We start from the raw sequence: 17,084 nt of genomic DNA on the forward strand, positions 1-17,084 counted from the left end.
GGCGGCGGGGGCGGGTCCCCACCTTTCTTGGTCGTCGTCCCGGCACTCGGCGGCGGGGCGTCGGGGCGACGGCCAAGGCCCTACGGCAAAGCGTCACCTCCATGAGGCAGATCAGCCTGGGGGGCAGGCAGTCATCCCATAGGGCACAGTGACCGGCATGGACGAGCTCTACCCGCCGATCGCCCCGCGCGCCGAAGGGTTCCTGGAAACCGGTGACGGGCACCGGATCCGCTGCCAGGAGGCGGGCAACCCGGCCGGGAAGCCGGTCGTGGTGCTGCACGGCGGCCCCGGCAGCGGGATCGCCCCGATGGCCCGGCGGCACTTCGATCCCGACGCCTACCGGATCGTCCTGTTCGACCAGCGCGGTTCGGGGCAGTCGACGCCGGACGCGGGCGACCTCACCGCGAACACGTTGTGGCACCTGGTCGCCGACATGGAACTGTTGCGCGAACGGCTCGGCATCGAGCGCTGGCAGCTCTTCGGCGGCTCGTGGGGCGCGACCCTCGCGCTCGCCTACGCCGAGACGCACCCGTCACGGGTCAGCGAGATCATCCTGCGGGGCGTGTTCACCGTCCGGCAGAGCGAACTGGACTGGATCTACCGCGGCGGCGCGGCCCACCTGTTCCCCCGGGAGTGGGAAGCCTTCCTGGCGCCGTTGCCGGCTTCCCTGCGGGCCGACCCCCTCGCCGGGTACGCCGTGCTGCTCGACGACCCGGCCGAGGAGGTCCGCCACCGCGCGGCGATCGCGTGGAGCACCTGGGAGGGCGCGACGGTTTCGGTGCTGCCGCAGCAGTCGTTCGTCCGCCAGTACGCGGACCCGGCGTTCGCGCTGCCGTTCGCCCGCCTCGCGGTCCACTACTTCACCCGGGGCGCCTGGCTCGACGACGGGCAGCTGATCCGGGACGCGGGCAAGCTCGCGGACATCCCGGGCGTGCTCGTCCAGGGCCGCTACGACACGGTGTGCCCACCGGTGACGGCGTACGAGCTGCACCGGGCGTGGCCGGGTTCGGAGCTGAAGCTGATCGAGGGAGCCGGCCACGCGGTGACGGACCCGGGTGTGCTGGCGGCGTTGCGCGCGGCGACGGATTCGTTCCGCGGCTGATCGCCGTCCGGGCGAGCCAGGCGAAGGGCCGGTCTCAGCCGTACCGTTCGACGAGTGCGCCGCCGATCGAGGCCAAGTGGTCCCGCACCCCCTCGGGGCCGGTCACCTCGAGCCATTCGACCAGCCCGGCGAGCTCGCCGGCGAGCGCGTACTCGTTGTAGCCGCGGATCACGACCTCGATGCGGCCGTCGGCCGTGGCCCCGCCCACCTCGAGCCGGTCGCCGAGCACCATCCGGAGCCGGGCCGTCCCGCCGGGTGCGCAGGTCGCCTGGATCTCGAGGGGGGTCCGCCTGCGATCGACCTCGTCGGCGATCTCGCGCCAGCTCGCGGCGAGGTCGAAGCCGGCGGGCCGGTGCACGGGATCGCCGGTCGGGTCGGCGGACGACACGCGGTCGATCCGGAAGGTCCGCCGGCCGGCCTCGGTGGTGCCGACGAGGTACCAGGACGGCCCTTTGGCGACGATGCCCAGCGGGTGGACGGCTCGCTCGGTTTCGGCGCCGTTGCCGTCGACGTAGCCGAGCCGCACCTGGACGCCGCGGATCACCGCGTCCTGGAGCTCGTCGAGGAAGCGCGGCGGCGGCCGGTGCTCGACCCGGCTCGACCCCCACCGTTGCGGGTCCACGACCAACGCCGACGCCGCCGCCTCGGCCGGCACCCGGAAGGGCTCCGGCAGGGCACGGACGAGCTTGCGCAGCGCCGTTTTCACGGCCGGCGTCGCGGCCGAGGCCGGGCCGGCGACCAGGAACAGGGCGCGGGCCTCACCCGCGGTCAACCCGGACAGGTCGGTGCGGGCGCCGCCCACGAGGCGCCAGCCGCCGCCCCGGCCCCGGAGGGAATACACCGGCACCCCGGCCATGGCCAGGGCGTCGAAGTCACGGCGGGCGGTGCGCTCGGACACCTCCAGCTCCCGGGCGACGTCCGCTGCGGTCAGCTGCTCGCGTTGCTGCAGCAGCAGGAGGATGGCCATCAACCGGTCGGCTCGCACCCGCCGAACCTCCCACGGAAACCGGTCAGGGGATGACCTGTTTCGGTCGGCACGATGGCGGCACGACGCGTCGGCCGTCGGCGGTGCCGACGCTGACGTCCCGAACGACAGGGAGGAAACGCGATGTTCGATCCGACCGGTTTTCCCGAACCCACCCTCGTCTCCGTCAACGGTGTGGAACTCGAGGTCTTCGAAGCGGGCCGGGAGAACGCCGGAAAGCCCGTCGTGCTCTGCCACGGCTGGCCGGAGCACGCCTTTTCCTGGCGCCACCAGGTGCCGGCCCTGGCCGCGGCGGGTTACCACGTGATCGCCCCGAACCAGCGGGGCTACGGAAACTCGTCCCGTCCGGCCGACGTGACGGACTACGACATCGAGCACCTGGCGGGTGACCTCGTCGCGCTGCTCGATCACTACGGCTACGAGGACGCCACCTTCGTCGGCACGACTGGGGTGCCTTCGTCGTCTGGGGCCTGACCCTGCTGCACCCGGACCGCGTGAACGGCTTGGTGGCGCTGAGCCTGCCCTACCAGGAGCGCGGAGAGCGGCCCTGGATCGAGGACATGGAGGCCGCGCTCGGCCCCGACTTCTACTTCGTCCACTTCAACCGGCAGCCGGGCGTCGCGGACGCCGTGCTCGACGAGAACACGGACCGGTTCCTGCGCAACATCTTCCGGAAGAACGAGCCCCCGAAACCACCTCGGCCGGGGATGGCGATGATCGATCTCGCCCGGGCGGAGACACCTCTCGGCGAGCCCGTCATGAGCGACGGCGAACTGGCCGTCTTCGTCTCCGCCTTCGCGTCGACCGGCTTCACGAGCAGCATCAACTGGTACCGGAACCTCGACCGCAACTGGCGGCTGCTGGCCGGGGTGGACCCGGTCATCCGGCAGCCCGCGCTCATGATCTACGGCGACCGGGACACGATCCCGAGGTCCGGACGGCTGACCGCGTTCGTGCCCGGCGCGGAGGTGGCCGGCCTGGACTGCGGGCACTGGATCCAGCAGGAAAAGCCGGACGAAACGAACCAGGCGATCCTGACGTGGCTGAGCCGGCGGGCCGCCGTTCCGCCGGACGGCAGGCAGCCCGGCGGCTCATCGGCCACGCCTTAGAGCCGGCCCCCCGAAGCCGTGTCGCCCGAGAGGCGCTGGGCCAGGTACACCGGGACCGTCGAGGCCACGATCAGCACCGCCGCCACCACGTTGACGATCGGGGCCTGGTTCGGCCGGAAGAGGTTGTTGTAGATCCAGATCGGCAGCGTCTCCAGGCCCGTGCCCAGGGTGAACGTCGTCACGATGATCTCGTCGAACGACAGCGCGAACGCCAGCAGGCCGCCCGCCAGCAGCGCCGACCGCAGCATCGGGAACGTCACCAGGCGGAACGTCGTGAAGCCCGTGGCGCCGAGGTCCATCGACGCCTCCTCCAGGTTGCCGCCCATCCGCCGCAATCGCGCCACCACGTTGTTGAACACCACCACGATGCAGAACGTCGCGTGCGCGATGATCGCCGTCAGCAGGCCGAGGTCGATGCCCAGGATCGTCCGGAACGCGTTGTTCAGCGCGATGCCCGTGACGATCCCCGGCAGCGCGATCGGCAGGATGATCAGCAGCGACACCGGGTTGCGGCCGAAGAACCGGTAGCGCTGCAACGCGAACGCCGCCATCGTGCCGAGCACCAGCGCGATCGCCGTCGCCGCCAGGCCCGCCTGCACGCTCGTCCACAGCGCGTGCAACGCCCCTTCGTTCGACACCGCGCGGCTCCACCACTCCAGGGTGAACCGCGACGGCGGCCAGCCGAACGTCGTGTCCGCGTTGACCGAGTTGAGCAGCACCACCACCAGCGGGAAGTAGATCACCGCCAGGCCGAGCCCCAGCGCCGTCCACAGCAGCACGCGGGAAGTACGCACGAGCGCTCCTAGAGGTTGTCGAGCGCGCCGGTGCGGCGCACCGCGGCCAGGTACCCGAGCATGATCACGACCGGCACCGTCGCCACCGTCGCCGCGAACGGGAGGTCGTTGGCCGCGCCGATGTTGTCGTAGACGACGTTGCCGAGCATCTGGGACGTGCCGCCGACGATCTTCACCGCGATGTAGTCGCCCAGGGACAGCGAGAACGTGAAGATCGAGCCCGCCACGATCGCCGGGAACGTCAGCGGCAGGATCACCGAGCGGAACGTTCTCAGTGAGCGGGCCCCCAGGTCACCGGAGGCGTCCACCAGGGAGTCCGGCAGCCGGTCGAGGCCCGCGTAGATCGGCAGGACCATGTACGGCAGCCACAGGTACGAGAGCGTGATGATCGTCGCCGTGACGCCGTAACCGGGCGAAATCGCGCTCAGGGCGCCGTTGCCGGAGAGCATCGAGCGCCACGCGTACGCCTTCACCAGGTAGCTGGCCCACAGCGGGGTCATCACCGCGATGACCAGGATGCGCTGCGCCCGCGGCGAAGCCAGCTTGGCCATCGCGTAGGCCATCGGGAACGCGACGACGGCGTCGATCACCGTCACCAGGGCCGCGATCCCGACCGTGCGGAAGGTGATCGTGCGGTACACCGCGTCGGTGAACAGCGTCTCGAAGTTGCCCAGCGACCAGTCGATGAGGACCTGGCCGGTGAAGGCGTCGGTGTGCCAGAACGCCGTGACGAACAGGGCGGCGAGCGCACCCAGGTAGGCCAGGCCGAGCCAGAGCAGCGGCGCCGAGAGCAGGAAACCCAGGCGCAGCCGGGGTCTCCGGTAGAAGAAGGCGGTCATGTCAGCCCTTGATCTCGGTCCAGGCCTTCGTCCACTCGCCGTAGTCCTTGCACTTGACGTCCGTGCGGCCGTCGAGGCACTGCGGGATCGGCGTGGTCCAGTACGCGATCTTCGCCGCGTACGCCGCGTCGTTGGCGTGGTAGGTGTCGCAGAGCGTCTTGTCCGTCATCTCCGCGCACGCCTTCGTGTTCGCCGGCGCCTCGCCGAAGTACTCGGCGACCTGGGCGTTGACCTTCGGGCTGATGATGTAGTCGAGCCACTTGTACGCGCACGTCTTGTGGGCCGACTTCGCCGCGACCATCCAGGTGTCCGACCACCCGGTCGCGCCTTCGCTCGGCACGGCAGCCTCCAGCGGCGCACCTTCGCCCTTGGTCAGGTTGACCGTGACCTGCCAGGCGGTGCCGACGACGGCGTCGCCGTTCTTCAGCGCCTGCGACTCCTTGAGGTAGTCCGACCAGTACTCGGACACCAGCGGCCGCTGCTGCTTGAGCAGGTTCACCGCCGCGGTGAACTGCTTGTCGTCGAGGGCGTACGGGTTCTTGATGCCGAGGTCCGGCTGGTGCGCCTGCAGGTACAGCGCGGCGTCGGCGAGGTAGATCGGCGAGTCGTAGGCGATCACCTTGCCCTTGTAGGGCGAGTTCGCGTCGAACATCACCGACCACGACGTCGGCGCGGGGGTCACCTTGTCGGTGCGCCACGTCAGCAGGTTCGCACCCCAGCCGTGCGGGATGCCGTAGGCGACGCCGCCGACGCTGTTCCACGACTTGTCCTTGAGGAACGGCTGGACGTCGGCGTAGTTCGGGACGAGCGCGGTGTTCACCGGCTCGGCGTCCCCGGAGGCGACCAGCCGCAGCGACGCGTCCCCCGAGGCGGACACGACGTCGTACTGCCCGGTCTTCATCAGCGTCACGGCTTCGTCGGACGTCCCGAACGGCTTGACGTTGACCTTGCAGCCGGTCTGCTGCTCGAACGGCGTCACCCAGTTGACCTTCGGGTCGTTCGAGCCGTTCTCGGCGTACCCGGGCCAGGCGAGGACGTTCAGCTGTCCTTCCGGCTGGCCGAGCGCCTTGAGCGCCTCCAGCTTCGGCGGGGTGAACCCCTGCGCGCCCGGCGGGGCGGCGGAGTTCGAACCGGACGTGCCACATGCAGCCAACAGCAGGCTGGCGCCGAGAACCCCGGCGAGCCGCGTCTTCCTGTTCTTCATGGCAACCCTTCTGGGAACTACTGGACCTGGAAGCTGTGTTCGTTCCGCCAGCTGAGCCGGACGCGCCCGTCGGCGAAAGCGGCGTCGTCGGTGTTCTGCCGGACGACCGAAAGCTGCCCGCCGGCGTCGAGCGCGACCGCGTACCGCACGGTCGCCCCGGCGTAGACGACGTCGGTGACCGTGCCGGTCGCGCTGGTGTCCCCGGCCGCCGCGGGCTCGGACAGGTCGCCGTCGATGCGGATCTTCTCCGGCCGGATGCTGAACAGCCCCGGCCGGCCGATGACGCTCTCGGCGCCGCGGCCGCCCAGCAGGTTGGACGTCCCGACGAACCCGGCGACGAACGCGCTGGCGGGGCGTTCGTAGACCTCTTCGGGCGGGCCGACCTGCTCGATCTTCCCGTCGTTGAACACCGCGATGCGGTCGCTCATGGTCAGCGCTTCGTCCTGGTCGTGGGTGACGAAGACGAACGTGATGCCGACGTCCCGCTGGATCTGCTTGAGCTCCAGCTGCATCGCCTGCCGCAGCTTGAGGTCGAGCGCGCCCAGCGGTTCGTCGAGCAGCAGCACCTTGGGCCGGTTGACCAGCGCGCGGGCCAGGGCGACGCGCTGACGCTGGCCGCCGGACAGCTGCGCGGGCTTGCGCGAGCCGTAGTCCTCCAGCCGCACGGTCTTCAACGCTTCGAGCGCCCGTTCCCGGCGTTGCTGCTTCGGGACGCGCTTGACGCGCAGGCCGTACTCGACGTTCTGCTGCACGCTCATGTGCGGGAACAGCGCGTAGTCCTGGAACACCGTGTTGACGTCCCGCTCGAACGGCGCGAGCCGGCTGACGTCCCGGCCGTCGAGCTCGATCGTGCCCTCGGTGGGCAGTTCGAACCCGGCGATCATGCGCAGCACCGTCGTCTTGCCGGAGCCGGACGGGCCGAGCATCGAGAAGAACTCGCCGGGCGGGATGTCGAGGTCGACGCCGTCGACCGCGTGGACGTCACCGAAGTGCTTGCGCAGCCCGGAAAGCCGGATCGCCGGGCGGGTGCTTTCCGGCGCCGCGGGCTCTTCCCGCGTCTCGGACGGTGCTTGGTTGGGCACGGCCAGCCTCACAGTGCGCTCATCACGTGCTTGACGCGCGTGTAGTCCTCGAGGCCGTAGAGCGAGAGGTCCTTGCCGTAGCCGGACTTCTTGAACCCGCCGTGCGGCATCTCGGCGACCAGGGGGATGTGCGTGTTGATCCAGACGCAGCCGAAGTCGAGCTTCGCGGCGGCACGCATCGCGCGCTGGTGGTCGCGGGTCCAGACCGACGACGCGAGGGCGTACTGGACACCGTTCGCGAACTCGAGGGCCTCGGCTTCGTCCGAGAACCGCTGGACGGTGATGACCGGGCCGAAGATCTCGTTCTGGATCACCTCGTCGTCCTGGCGGAGGCCGGAGACGACGGTGGCTTCGTAGAAGTACCCTTCGCCGCCGACGCGGTGTCCTCCACAGTGGACGGTGGCGTGGTCCGGCAGCCGGTCGATGAACCCGGCCACCTTTTCGAGCTGGGTGGCGTTGTTGAGCGGGCCGTAGGCGACGTCTTCGTCGTCCGGCCCGCCGGTCTTGGTGTTCTCCGCCTGCCGGGTGAGCGCGGCGACGAAGGTGTCGTGGACGTCGTCGGCGACCAGCACGCGGGTGGCGGCGGTGCAGTCCTGGCCCGCGTTGAAGTACCCCGCGACGGCGATGGCCTCGGCGGCCGCTTCGAGGTCGGCGTCGCCGAAGACGATGACCGGGGCCTTGCCGCCGAGTTCCAGGTGCACGCGCTTGACGTCGGTGGCCGCGCTGCGCGCCACCTCGATGCCCGCCCGGACCGAGCCGGTGATCGACACCATCGCCGGGATGTCGTGCTCGACCAGCGCGCGGCCGGTGTCGCGGTCGCCGCAGATCACGTTGAACACGCCGGGCGGGAAGAACTCGCCGGCGATCTCGGCGAGCAGCAGCGTCGACGCCGGGGTGGTGTCGGAGGGCTTGAGGACGACGGTGTTGCCGGCGGCGAGCGCGGGCGCGATCTTCCAGATGGCCATCAGCAGCGGGTAGTTCCACGGCGTGACCTGCGCGCAGACGCCGACCGGCTCCCGGCGCACGAACGACGTGTGGCCTTCCAGGTACTCCCCCGCGGCGCGGCCTTCGAGCACGCGCGCGGCCCCGGCGAAGAACCGGACCTGGTCGAGGACCATGGGGATCTCTTCGGCCATGGTCAGCGCGATCGGCTTCCCGGTGTTCGCGGACTCGGTCGCGACCAGGTCCCCGGCGCGGGCTTCGAGGGCGTCGGCGAGCTTGAGCAGCGCGAGCTGGCGCTGGGCGGGGGTGGTTTCCCGCCAGGTCCCGAACGCGGTCGCGGCGACCTGCAGCGCGTTGTCGACGTCTTCGGGCCCGGCGATCGGGGCGGTGCAGTAGGGGCGTCCGGTGACGGGGTCGACGATCTCGGCCGTCCGGCCCGACTTCGACTCGACGTACGCGCCGCCGACGTAGTGCTTCAGCTCGTGCACGGTCACTCCTCGGTGCTGACGGGAGCTAAAACATATGACTCCATATGTAATAGGACAAGAGTATGGGGCAAGATTGGTGCGAACGGGTAGCCGGGCGAAGGGGAACGATGCGCAAGGGCATGTCGCACAGCGCGCGCTCCGCCATGTTCGCCCCGCTCGGCCAGGTCGGCCGCGCGGAGGCGGTGGCGGCGCGGCTGGTCGACGCCATCACGCTCGGCCTGCTCGCCGACCAGGAGCAGCTGCCCAGCGAGGCCGACCTGGCCGCGCAGTTCGGCGTCTCGACCGTGACGGTCCGGGAAGCCCTGGTGGCCCTGCGGCAGCAGGGGCTGGTCGAGACCCGGCGAGGGCGCAGCGGCGGCAGCTTCGTCCGCGCGCCGGCCCACCCGCCCGCGGACGCCTGGCGCGAGCGGCTGCGCGAGGTGTCGCTGTCCGACCTCCGGGACGTCGGCGACCACTACCTCGCGATCGCCGGGGCCGCCGCGAAGCTCGCCGCCGAGCGCAGCTCCCCCGAAGACGTCGCCCGGCTGCGGCTGGCGACCGACGACCTCCGCACCGCCCACGGCATCGACTTCACACGGGCGGAGCGGCAGTTCCACCTGGAGGTCGCGGCGGCCGCGCAGTCGCCGCGGCTGACCCACGAAGAGGTCCACCTGCAGAGCGAACTGGGCGGGCTGCTGTGGCTGCCGCTCGGGTCGGCGACGCACGCCTGCGAAGAGCACTCGGCCATCACGGCGGCCATCTCGGAGGCCGACGGCGAACTGGCCCGCAAGCTGACGGAGGAGCACCTGCTGGCCGCGCTCGACCGGCTCGCGGACGTGCACCTCGACCTGCTCGCCCCGTAAACTTCCGGACACTCCGCGCATCGAGGTGAGCACCGTGAACGACACCCGCACGCTGGCCGGCGACGAGGTCGTCGAGCAGGTTTCCGCGTTGGTGGAAGGGGTTTTCGAGCGGCTCAAGCCCCTGCTGGCGGCCGCCGAGTCGGTGCTGGCGGACAGCCCGGCCGCGGCCGCCCTGCACCGGTTCCGCCCGCAGGTCACCGAGGCGCTGGGCGGGCTGATCGTCGGCGCGGGTTTCGTCAGTGCCCCGCGGGTGCTGGCCGATTCGGAGTTCGGCTTCGAGTGGTGGACGGCCGGGTCTCCCCCGGCGCCGTTGTTCATCAGCCTCGACCCGGCGAGCGAGAACTTCCTGGACTACACCCGCCAGTCCTGGTTCACGGTCCCCCGCGACACCGGGCGGCGGCACATCAACGGCCCGTACGTGGATTACCTGTGCACCGACGAGTACACGCTGACGTTCACGATCCCGGTGTCGCTCGGCGGTTCCTTCGCGGGCGTGGTGGGCGCCGACGTCTACGTGCGCGAGTTCGAACGCGCGGTGCGGCCCCGGCTGCGGTCGCTCGGGCGCGGGGCGGCGCTGCTGAACGCGCAGGGCCGGGTGATCGTGTCGAACAGCGTCCGGCAGCCGACGGGGTCACTGGTCCGCGAGGCCGACGTCCCGGCGTGGTGGTCGGCGGGCGCGGAACCCGGCCCGGGGCTGCGGCGCTGCGGGGACTCGCCGATCGTGCTGACGCTTTAAGGCCCGCCCAGCAGCGCGTACCCCACGAAGCAGCCCGGACTGTCCCGCACGAGAACCGTCAACGGAGTTCCCTCGGGCACCGGGTGGGTGGTGAACACGGGGTGCGGCGAACCGAACAACGTGCCCACCTCGCCGACCTGGGTCAGGGATGTTTCGTCACCGCCGAAGCGGGCGCAGGTCGTGGAGCTGCGGTAGTCCCGGCCGTCGTGGTGGATGCGCGACGGCAGCCTGCCGTCGCCGGGCAGGGCGTAGCCGAAGTGGTTCGCGGTCCACGGCAGGAACGCCGCCCCGCCCGCCAGCAGCACGACCACGAGCGCCACCGTGGCCACCCGTTTCCCCGTCACGAACACAGGACGCCCGGCCCGGCTCCGGCGTTGCTCAGGTCTGCAGCGCCACCCACAGCTCCGCGCGCACGCCCGGCGAGTCGAGATCGCGGCCCAGCAGCTCCTGTGCCTTGGTGATCCGGTTCCGGAGCGTGTGCCGGTGGACGCCCAGGCGCGCGGCGGCCACGTCCCAGTGGCCGTGGTGCTCCAGCCAGCAGCGCAGGGACTCGACCAGGTCGCCGCGGCCGGTTTCGTCGTGGCGGCGCAGCGGGGCCAGGAGGTTCTGGCCGTAGATGCGGGCCACCTCGGGGTCGATGAGGGACAGCAGGCCGCGGCCGGTGTGCTCGGCCGCCGAGATCAGGATCTTGTCCTCGGCCGCCGCCGCCTGGGCCGCCAGTTCCGCCTGCTCGAGCCCGGCCGCGAAGTCGCGCGGGGCGACCGGCCCCGCCACCCCGCCGTGCAGGCCGCCGATCCGCAGCGCCGCCTCGGCGGCCGGCTCGACCACGCTCGCCGGCCCGAAGGCGACCACCGACGCCCCGGAGCGCGCCGCGAACAGCTCCCCTTCGAGTGCCCCGAGCAGCTTGCGCCGGGCCGCGGGCGGGCCGAGGAACACCAGCACCGACCACGGCGACTCCGGCGGCTCGCCGCCCGTCGCGGCCAGTACCCGCAGCGCCAGTTCGGCCTGGCCGCCCACGAGCAGGTCCACCAGCCCGGTCCGCAACGCCTCGCGCGCCGCCGCCTGCGCGCGATCCTGTTCCAGCGCCAGCGAAAGCACCGAAACCGCGGTGTTGACGATGTGCCGGCCCGCCGTGTCCAGTGCCGCCCCGACGGCGAGCACCCGGCGCGCGCTGGTGTCGAGGGTCTGCAGCACCACCTCGTCGTCCCCCAGTGACACCACCCGCGTGCCGGTCTGAAGCCGCTCCAGCTCTTCGCGCAGTGCAGCCCCGTACGCCCGCGCGCTCGCCGGAGCCGCTTCGGTGACGGTCGTGCGGTCGAAGAGCAGCACCCAGCCGTCGACCAGCTTGGCCAGCTTGCGCAGCACCCCCGCCGGACCGCCCTTGCCGACCGCCGTGCGGGTGAGTTCCTGCTGGGCGCGGCCGATGCGGACCGTCGTCGCGTACTCGTCCGCCGCCACCGCGCGCGAAACCGCGCGGGTGATCGCGATGAACGGCGTCTTCCGCGGCACCTCCAGCACCGGCAGTCCCACCTCGGCCGCCGTCGTCACGAGCGAGCGCGGGACGGCCTCGTGGCTGAGTCCGACGCCGAAGCCCAGACCCGCGACCCCGGCGGCCACGAGACGGCGGACGTAGGCCGGTGACGTCTCTTCGTCCAGGGCCAGGCCGGTGGTCAGCAGCAGCTCGCCGCCTTCGAGGAAGGCCTGCGGGTCGGTCAGCTCCGTCGGGTGGACCCAGCCGATCGGGCGGTCCAGGACGTCTTCGCCGGTCAGCACCCGCAGCCCGAGCGGGCGCTCGGCGGCCAGCCCGGCCAGCGTGAGTGCCATAACGGCCAATTGTACGCGCCGAATTGTCCGGAACGGCCACCTGACGACGGTCCGGTGACCGCTCATCCTGAGGACGTCCCCCGACTTCCCAGGAGCACGCCGTGACCGCAAGCACCACCGCCGGCCCGCAGGCGCCGGCGCCCCGCCAGCGCAGGCTGCAGACCGAAATCCCCGGCCCCGTCTCGCGCGAGCTGCAGCACCGCCGCGCCGCCGCCGTCGCCGCCGGGGTCAGCTCGGTGCTGCCGGTCTACGTCACCTCCGCCAGCGGCGGCCTGCTCACCGACGCCGACGGCAACGTCCTGATCGACTTCGGCTCCGGCATCGCGGTGACCAACGTCGGGCACTCCGCGCCGGCCGTCGTCGACCGCGTCCGCAAGCAGGCCTGCTGGTTCACCCACACCTGCTTCATGGTCACGCCGTACGAGGGGTACGTCGAGGTCTGCGAAGCGCTCGCCGAGCTGACGCCGGGCGACCACGCGAAGAAGTCGGTGCTGTTCAACTCCGGCGCCGAAGCCGTCGAAAACGCCGTGAAGATCGCGCGCACGGCGACCGGGCGCCAGGCCGTCGTGGTGTTCGACCACGCCTACCACGGCCGCACCAACCTCACCATGGGCATGACCGCGAAATCCGTGCCCTACAAGCACGGCTTCGGCCCGTTCGCGCCCGAGATCTACCGCGTGCCGGGCTCGTACCCGTTCCGCGACGGCCTGTCCGGGCCCGAAGCGGCCGCGCTGGCCATCGACCGGATCGAGAAGCAGATCGGCGGCGACCAGGTGGCCGCGGTGGTGCTGGAGCCGATCCAGGGCGAAGGCGGCTTCATCGAGCCCGCGCGCGGCTTCCTGCCCGCGATCGCGGCCTGGTGCCGCGAAAACGGCGTCGTGTACGTCGCCGACGAGGTCCAGACCGGCTTCTGCCGCACCGGTTCGTGGTTCGCGTCCAGCGACGAGGACGTGGTGCCGGACCTGATCGCGACGGCCAAGGGCATCGCCGGCGGCCTGCCGCTGTCCGCCGTCACCGGCCGCGCCGAGCTGCTGGACGCGGTCCCGCCGGGTGGCCTCGGCGGCACGTACGGCGGCAACCCGATCGCCTGCGCCGCGGCGCTCGGCTCGATCGAGACGATGCGGACCGAGGACCTGGCCGCGTCGGCCAAGCGCATCGAGAACGCCGTGCTGCCGCGGCTGCGCGCGCTGGCCGACGAGACCGGCGTGCTCGGCGACGTCCGCGGACGCGGCGCGATGCTCGCCGCGGAGTTCGTCCGCCCCGGCACTTCGGAGCCCGACGCCGACCTGACCAAGCGCGTCGCGGCGGCCTGCCACCGGGCCGGTGTGGTGGTGCTGACCTGCGGCACCTACGGCAACGTCGTCCGGCTGCTGCCGCCGCTGTCGCTGTCCAACGACCTGCTCGACGAGGGCCTGTCGGTCCTCGAGCACGCTGTCCGCACGGAGGCTCGCTCGTGACTTTCCCCTTCTGGGTCGCCGGGAAGCCGGTGACCGGCGGTGCGACCGCCACGGTCGAGCACTCTTACGACGGTTCTTCGGTGGGGTCCCACTTCGTCCCTTCGCCGTCGGACGTCGAGGCCGCGGTGCAGGCCGCGCACGACGTCGCCGGCGAGTTCGCGACGCTGCCCGCGCACGTCCGCGCCGGGGCGCTGGACCACGTGTCCCGCTCGCTGGGTGAGCGGACCGAAGAGCTCGCGGCCTTGATCACCGCGGAGTCGGGCAAGCCGCTGAAGTGGGCCCGCGGCGAGGTGGGGCGCGCGGTGTCGACGTTCCGCTGGGCGGCGGAGGAGGCCCGCCGGTTTTCGGGCGAGCTGCAGCGGCTCGACACGGACCCGGGCGGCACCGGACGGCTGGCCCTGGTCCGGCGCGTGCCGCGCGGCCCGGTGCTGGGCATCACGCCGTTCAACTTCCCGCTGAACCTGGTGGCGCACAAGGTGGCCCCGGCGATCGCGGTGGGCGCGCCGATCGTGCTCAAGCCCGCGCCGGCGACGCCGCTGACGGCGTTGCTGCTGGGCGAGATCCTGGCCGGCGCGGATCTGCCGGCGGGCTCGTGGTCGATCCTGCCGGTGGACAACGAGACGTCGTCCCGGCTGGTCGAGGACCCGCGGCTGCCGGTGGTGTCGTTCACCGGCTCGGTCCCGGTGGGCTGGTCGATCCGCGACCGCGTGCCCCGCAAGCACGTGGCACTGGAGCTGGGCGGCAACGGCGCGGTGCTGGTCTGTCCCGATTGGCCGGACCTGGACTTCGCGGCCCAGCGGATCGCGACGTTCGCGATGTACCAGGCGGGGCAGTCGTGCATCTCGGTGCAGCGGGTGTACGCCCACGACGCCGTGTATGACGCGCTGGCTGCGAAGGTGGTGGCGGAAGTCCAGGCTCTGCGCACCGGCGACCCGCGCGCGGAGGGTGTCGACGTCGGGCCGCTGATCAACCTCGATGCCGCCTCCCGGGTGGCCTCCTGGGTTTCTGCCGCGGTTTCTTCCGGCGCGAAGCTGCTCACCGGCGGCGGTCGGTCGGGGGCCACGGTCGAGCCGACGGTGCTGGCGGACGTCCCCGAGGACGCGTCGGTGATGGCCGAGGAGGTGTTCGGGCCGGTGGTTTCCCTGGTCCGGGTTTCTTCGGTCGAGGAGGGCGTTTCGCGGATCAACGCGTCGCGGTTCGGCTTGCAGGCGGGCGTGTTCACCCGCGATGTCCCGACGGCCTTCGAGGTGTCGGCCGCGCTTCGCGTCGGCGGGGTGATCGTCGGGGACGTGCCGAGCTTCCGGGCCGATCAGATGCCGTACGGCGGCGTGAAGGATTCGGGCGTGGGGCGCGAAGGTCCCGCGTCGGCGATGGCGGACTTCACGGAGGAGCGCGTCACGGTCCTCACCGGCCTGACGCTCTGAAATCGCTCGCCCCTGTCCGGCTCACGCGTAGCCTCGAGCCGGACAGGGAGGGTCTATGACGTTGCCCCGCAAGGGTTCGCGACTCATCGCCGTCGACGGCACGGACTACCGCTGGACGATCCGCCGTAGGCCGAGCTACTCCCAAGGGCTCGGCGCCACGATGACCTTCGCCGTCGAGCTCGCCGAGCGGCCCGGCGCCACCCTCGTCGTGGACACCGGTCGGCCGCGGCCGGACAACTGGCTGCGGCTGGTGACCGAGCCCGTCCGCCCGGCCGAGGTCGCCGAAGCCGTGCGGACCGCGCTCGAGCGTGGCTTCGAATTCACCGTCCGGCCAGCGCGCCGGTCAACGTCGCATGGGCCTCGACCAGGGACGGCCCGTACCAGGTGAGGTGGCGGCCCGAGACCAGGACGTACCGCGCGTCCGGGAAGTGGTCCGGGCCGTCCTCCTCGGTGAACAGGTACGGCTCGTCCGGCAGCACCAGCAGGTCCGCGTCCGCGCTCAGGTGCGCCCGCAGCTCCTCCACGTCCGGGCGCGGGTAGCGCTCCTCCGCGGTCGCGTACACGTTCGCCACGCCGACCCGGCGCAGGACGTCACCCGCGAACGTGTCGCGGCCCAGGACGATCCACGGCTTGCGCCACACCGGCACGACCGCGTGGAAGCGCACCGGGCCGGCGTCGCGCCAGATCTCCTCCGCGGCGACCAGCCACTCCGGCTCGTCCAGCTCGAACGCCTGCGTCAGGATCCGGCGCAGCGAGCCCAGAGCGGCGGGCACCGAGGCCGCCGCGGCCATCACCCAGACCGGGATCCCGTTGGCGCGCAGGCGTTCCACGTCCTCCGGGCGGTTCTCCTCCGCGTTGGCCAGCACCAGGTCCGGCGCCAGGTCGAGCACCCGGTCCAGCTTCGGGTACTTCGAGCCGCCCACCCGCGGGACATCCAAAGTGGACGGATGCGTGCAGTAGTCCGTCGCGCCGGCGAGGCGTCCCGGCGCGCTGACCTCGACCGCCTCGGTCAGCGACGGCACCAGCGACACCACCCGGGACACCGTGCCCTCGACCGGCACCGTCTCGCCGAGGTCGTCGACCAGTTCGGAGGTCCTCATGCGCGCTCGAACGACACCTTCCGCTTCTCGACGTCGACCGCGGTCAGCCGGACCGCGATCCGCTCCCCCGCCGTCAGCCGCTCCCCCGCGCACTTCGCCATCACCGTCGGGTCTTCGACGAGGATCTCCGCCTTGTTCTCGTCCGCGCGCAGCACCACCGCGCTGAACTCGCCGCCGACGTGCTCGGCCAGCACCCACGCCTCGACCTGGTCGATGCACGCCCGCTCGACCTTCGCGGCGAGCGTGTCCGACGCGCTCATCCGCTCCGGGACGTCGGCGAGCGCCGCCCGCACCCACGCCGGCACCTCGCGGCCGGCCGAGACGGCGAGGCAGATCTCGGTGGCGAACCGGTCGACCAGCCGCCGGATCGGCGCCGTGACGTGCGCGTACGCGCCGCCGATACCCGCGTGCGTCGTCAACGCCGGGAGCTCGCCGTCGAACGCCGTGTAGCCCGCGCCGCGCAGCAGCCGGGTCGTGTCGGCGTAGAGCGCCATCGACGCCGGCTGGCCCGGGTCCAACTGGGACAGGAACTCCGAAACGGTCGCCTCGGGCGCCCACGCGATGCCCAGCGCTTCGGCCGAGCGGCGCAGCCAGTCGACGGCTTCGGGTTCCGGGTCGGGCAGCGTGCGCAGGACGCCGATCCGCGCGTCGATCATGATCCGCGCCGCGGCCATCCCGGTCAGCAGTGAGATTTCGGCGTTCCAGGCGTCGACGGCGGTGCGCGGGCGGCGGGCGAGCACCCAGCCGCCGTCCGGGTCGCCGGTGATCTCCTGCTCCGGCAGCTGCAGCTCGACGGCGCCGCGCCGGACGGCCAGCTCGCGCCGCCGCCGGCCCAGCTCGGGCAGCGCGGCCACCGACGGGTGCGGGTTCCCGGCGTCGAGGGCGGCCTGCACCGTCTCGTAGTCGAACTGCTCGGTGGACCGGACCAGCGCACGGCGGACCCGGGTGGTGGTCGGCTCGCCGGCTTCGTCGGTCTCGATGGTCCAGAGCACCGCGGGCCGGACCTCGCCGGGCAGCAGGCTCGCCGCGCCTTCGGACAGCACCGGCGGGTGCAGCGGGACGTTGCCGTCGGGCAGGTAGAGCGTCTGGCCGCGCTGACGTGACTCGCGGTCGAGCGCGCCGCCCGGCGGGACGAACGCGGCGAGGTCGGCGATGG

General features: G+C 72.0%; 16 protein-coding genes and 1 pseudogene. 7 read left to right on the forward strand and 10 right to left on the reverse strand.

Features of this window, described 5'->3' with window-relative positions; all coding sequences use genetic code 11:
• Nucleotides 1-157 precede the first annotated feature (157 nt).
• The gene (gene pip, locus CCN39_RS33060; RefSeq protein WP_086848685.1) at nt 158-1,102 is read left to right on the forward strand and encodes a prolyl aminopeptidase; all 945 of its coding nucleotides are present in this window, start codon (nt 158-160) and stop codon (nt 1,100-1,102) included.
• 34 nt (nt 1,103-1,136) lie between these two features.
• Here pip and CCN39_RS33065 read toward each other — a convergent pair whose 3' ends face one another.
• A complete protein-coding gene (locus CCN39_RS33065; RefSeq protein WP_086848687.1) occupies nt 1,137-2,087 on the reverse strand; it encodes a helix-turn-helix transcriptional regulator in 951 nt (316 codons plus the stop codon).
• A 123-nt stretch (nt 2,088-2,210) separates the two neighbouring features.
• Between CCN39_RS33065 and CCN39_RS52800 the strand changes: the two are divergent.
• A pseudogene (locus CCN39_RS52800) lies at nt 2,211-3,196 on the forward strand (alpha/beta fold hydrolase).
• Here CCN39_RS52800 and CCN39_RS33075 read toward each other — a convergent pair.
• The 5 genes from CCN39_RS33075 to CCN39_RS33095 are packed head-to-tail and all read right to left on the reverse strand — an operon-like array spanning nt 3,193 to nt 8,545.
• Nucleotides 3,193-3,990, reverse strand: coding sequence for an ABC transporter permease (locus CCN39_RS33075; protein ID WP_341867718.1), 798 nt, complete (start codon nt 3,988-3,990; stop codon nt 3,193-3,195). The pseudogene CCN39_RS52800 and the gene CCN39_RS33075 overlap by 4 nt on opposite strands.
• A gap of 8 nt (nt 3,991-3,998) precedes the next feature.
• On the reverse strand, nt 3,999-4,829 hold the full coding sequence (locus CCN39_RS33080; protein WP_086848690.1) for an ABC transporter permease: 831 nt from the start codon (nt 4,827-4,829) through the stop codon (nt 3,999-4,001).
• Between the two features lies 1 nt (nt 4,830).
• Nucleotides 4,831-6,033 carry an ABC transporter substrate-binding protein gene (locus tag CCN39_RS33085; RefSeq protein ID WP_086848692.1) on the reverse strand — a complete coding sequence of 401 codons (1,203 nt, stop codon included), beginning with the start codon at nt 6,031-6,033 and terminating at the stop codon, nt 4,831-4,833.
• A gap of 17 nt (nt 6,034-6,050) precedes the next feature.
• Entirely contained in the window at nt 6,051-7,127 is a 1,077-nt protein-coding gene (locus tag CCN39_RS33090) for an ABC transporter ATP-binding protein (RefSeq protein ID WP_086848694.1), read from the reverse strand.
• Complete coding sequence (locus tag CCN39_RS33095; RefSeq protein ID WP_086848708.1) at nt 7,124-8,545, reverse strand: gamma-aminobutyraldehyde dehydrogenase; 1,422 nt, start codon at nt 8,543-8,545, stop codon at nt 7,124-7,126. The genes CCN39_RS33090 and CCN39_RS33095 overlap by 4 nt, the downstream gene beginning before the upstream one ends.
• Before the next feature lie 107 nt (nt 8,546-8,652).
• On the opposite strand from CCN39_RS33095, the gene CCN39_RS33100 reads away from it, so the two are divergent.
• On the forward strand, nt 8,653-9,387 hold the full coding sequence (locus CCN39_RS33100; protein ID WP_086848695.1) for a FadR/GntR family transcriptional regulator: 735 nt from the start codon (nt 8,653-8,655) through the stop codon (nt 9,385-9,387).
• 34 nt (nt 9,388-9,421) lie between these two features.
• On the forward strand, nt 9,422-10,123 hold the full coding sequence (locus CCN39_RS33105) for a cache domain-containing protein (protein ID WP_086848709.1): 702 nt from the start codon (nt 9,422-9,424) through the stop codon (nt 10,121-10,123).
• Here the strand turns inward: CCN39_RS33105 and CCN39_RS33110 are convergent.
• Together CCN39_RS33110 and CCN39_RS33115 are read right to left on the reverse strand one after the other, a co-directional pair.
• Nucleotides 10,120-10,467, reverse strand: a complete 348-nt coding sequence (locus CCN39_RS33110; RefSeq protein ID WP_244211108.1) for a hypothetical protein — start codon at nt 10,465-10,467, stop codon at nt 10,120-10,122. The genes CCN39_RS33105 and CCN39_RS33110 overlap by 4 nt on opposite strands.
• 34 nt (nt 10,468-10,501) lie before the next feature.
• Nucleotides 10,502-11,947: a PucR family transcriptional regulator gene (locus CCN39_RS33115; protein WP_086848697.1), complete on the reverse strand. Its 1,446-nt coding sequence runs from the start codon at nt 11,945-11,947 to the stop codon at nt 10,502-10,504.
• 101 nt (nt 11,948-12,048) lie between these two features.
• Between CCN39_RS33115 and gabT the strand changes: the two genes are divergently transcribed.
• Genes gabT through CCN39_RS33130 form a run of 3 tightly spaced genes read left to right on the forward strand, consistent with a single transcriptional unit; the run spans nt 12,049 to nt 15,216 of the window.
• Nucleotides 12,049-13,404, forward strand: a complete 1,356-nt coding sequence (gene gabT, locus CCN39_RS33120; RefSeq protein WP_086848699.1) for a 4-aminobutyrate--2-oxoglutarate transaminase — start codon at nt 12,049-12,051, stop codon at nt 13,402-13,404.
• Nucleotides 13,401-14,828: an aldehyde dehydrogenase family protein gene (locus tag CCN39_RS33125; RefSeq protein WP_086848701.1), complete on the forward strand. Its 1,428-nt coding sequence runs from the start codon at nt 13,401-13,403 to the stop codon at nt 14,826-14,828. The genes gabT and CCN39_RS33125 overlap by 4 nt, the downstream gene beginning before the upstream one ends.
• Nucleotides 14,829-14,883: 55 nt before the next feature.
• Nucleotides 14,884-15,216 (forward strand): hypothetical protein, encoded by a 333-nt coding sequence (locus CCN39_RS33130; protein ID WP_086848703.1) that lies wholly within the window; start codon nt 14,884-14,886, stop codon nt 15,214-15,216.
• On the opposite strand, the gene CCN39_RS33135 is transcribed toward CCN39_RS33130, so the two are convergent.
• Nucleotides 15,149-15,928 (reverse strand): helical backbone metal receptor, encoded by a 780-nt coding sequence (locus CCN39_RS33135; RefSeq protein ID WP_086848705.1) that lies wholly within the window; start codon nt 15,926-15,928, stop codon nt 15,149-15,151. The two genes, CCN39_RS33130 and CCN39_RS33135, sit on opposite strands and share 68 nt — an antisense overlap.
• A partial coding sequence (locus CCN39_RS33140; RefSeq protein ID WP_086848707.1) for an RNB domain-containing ribonuclease occupies nt 15,925-17,084 on the reverse strand: 1,160 nt, incomplete at its 5' end. The genes CCN39_RS33140 and CCN39_RS33135, both read right to left, overlap by 4 nt.

It is taken from the genome of Amycolatopsis kentuckyensis, assembly GCF_002155975.1.
Taxonomy (GTDB): Bacteria; Actinomycetota; Actinomycetes; order Mycobacteriales; family Pseudonocardiaceae; genus Amycolatopsis; species Amycolatopsis kentuckyensis.

Bases quoted from the DNA above. Each gene is read 5' to 3' on its own strand.
- CCN39_RS33130 (WP_086848703.1), top strand. From the start codon at position 14,884: ATGACGTTGCCCCGCAAGGGTTCGCGACTCATCGCCGTCGACGGCACG.
- CCN39_RS33100 (WP_086848695.1), top strand. From the start codon at position 8,653: ATGCGCAAGGGCATGTCGCACAGCGCGCGCTCCGCCATGTTCGCCCCG.
- pip (WP_086848685.1), top strand. From the start codon at position 158: ATGGACGAGCTCTACCCGCCGATCGCCCCGCGCGCCGAAGGGTTCCTG.
- CCN39_RS33085 (WP_086848692.1), bottom strand. From the start codon at position 6,033: ATGAAGAACAGGAAGACGCGGCTCGCCGGGGTTCTCGGCGCCAGCCTG.
- CCN39_RS33115 (WP_086848697.1), bottom strand. From the start codon at position 11,947: ATGGCACTCACGCTGGCCGGGCTGGCCGCCGAGCGCCCGCTCGGGCTG.
- CCN39_RS33135 (WP_086848705.1), bottom strand. From the start codon at position 15,928: ATGAGGACCTCCGAACTGGTCGACGACCTCGGCGAGACGGTGCCGGTC.
- CCN39_RS33080 (WP_086848690.1), bottom strand. From the start codon at position 4,829: ATGACCGCCTTCTTCTACCGGAGACCCCGGCTGCGCCTGGGTTTCCTG.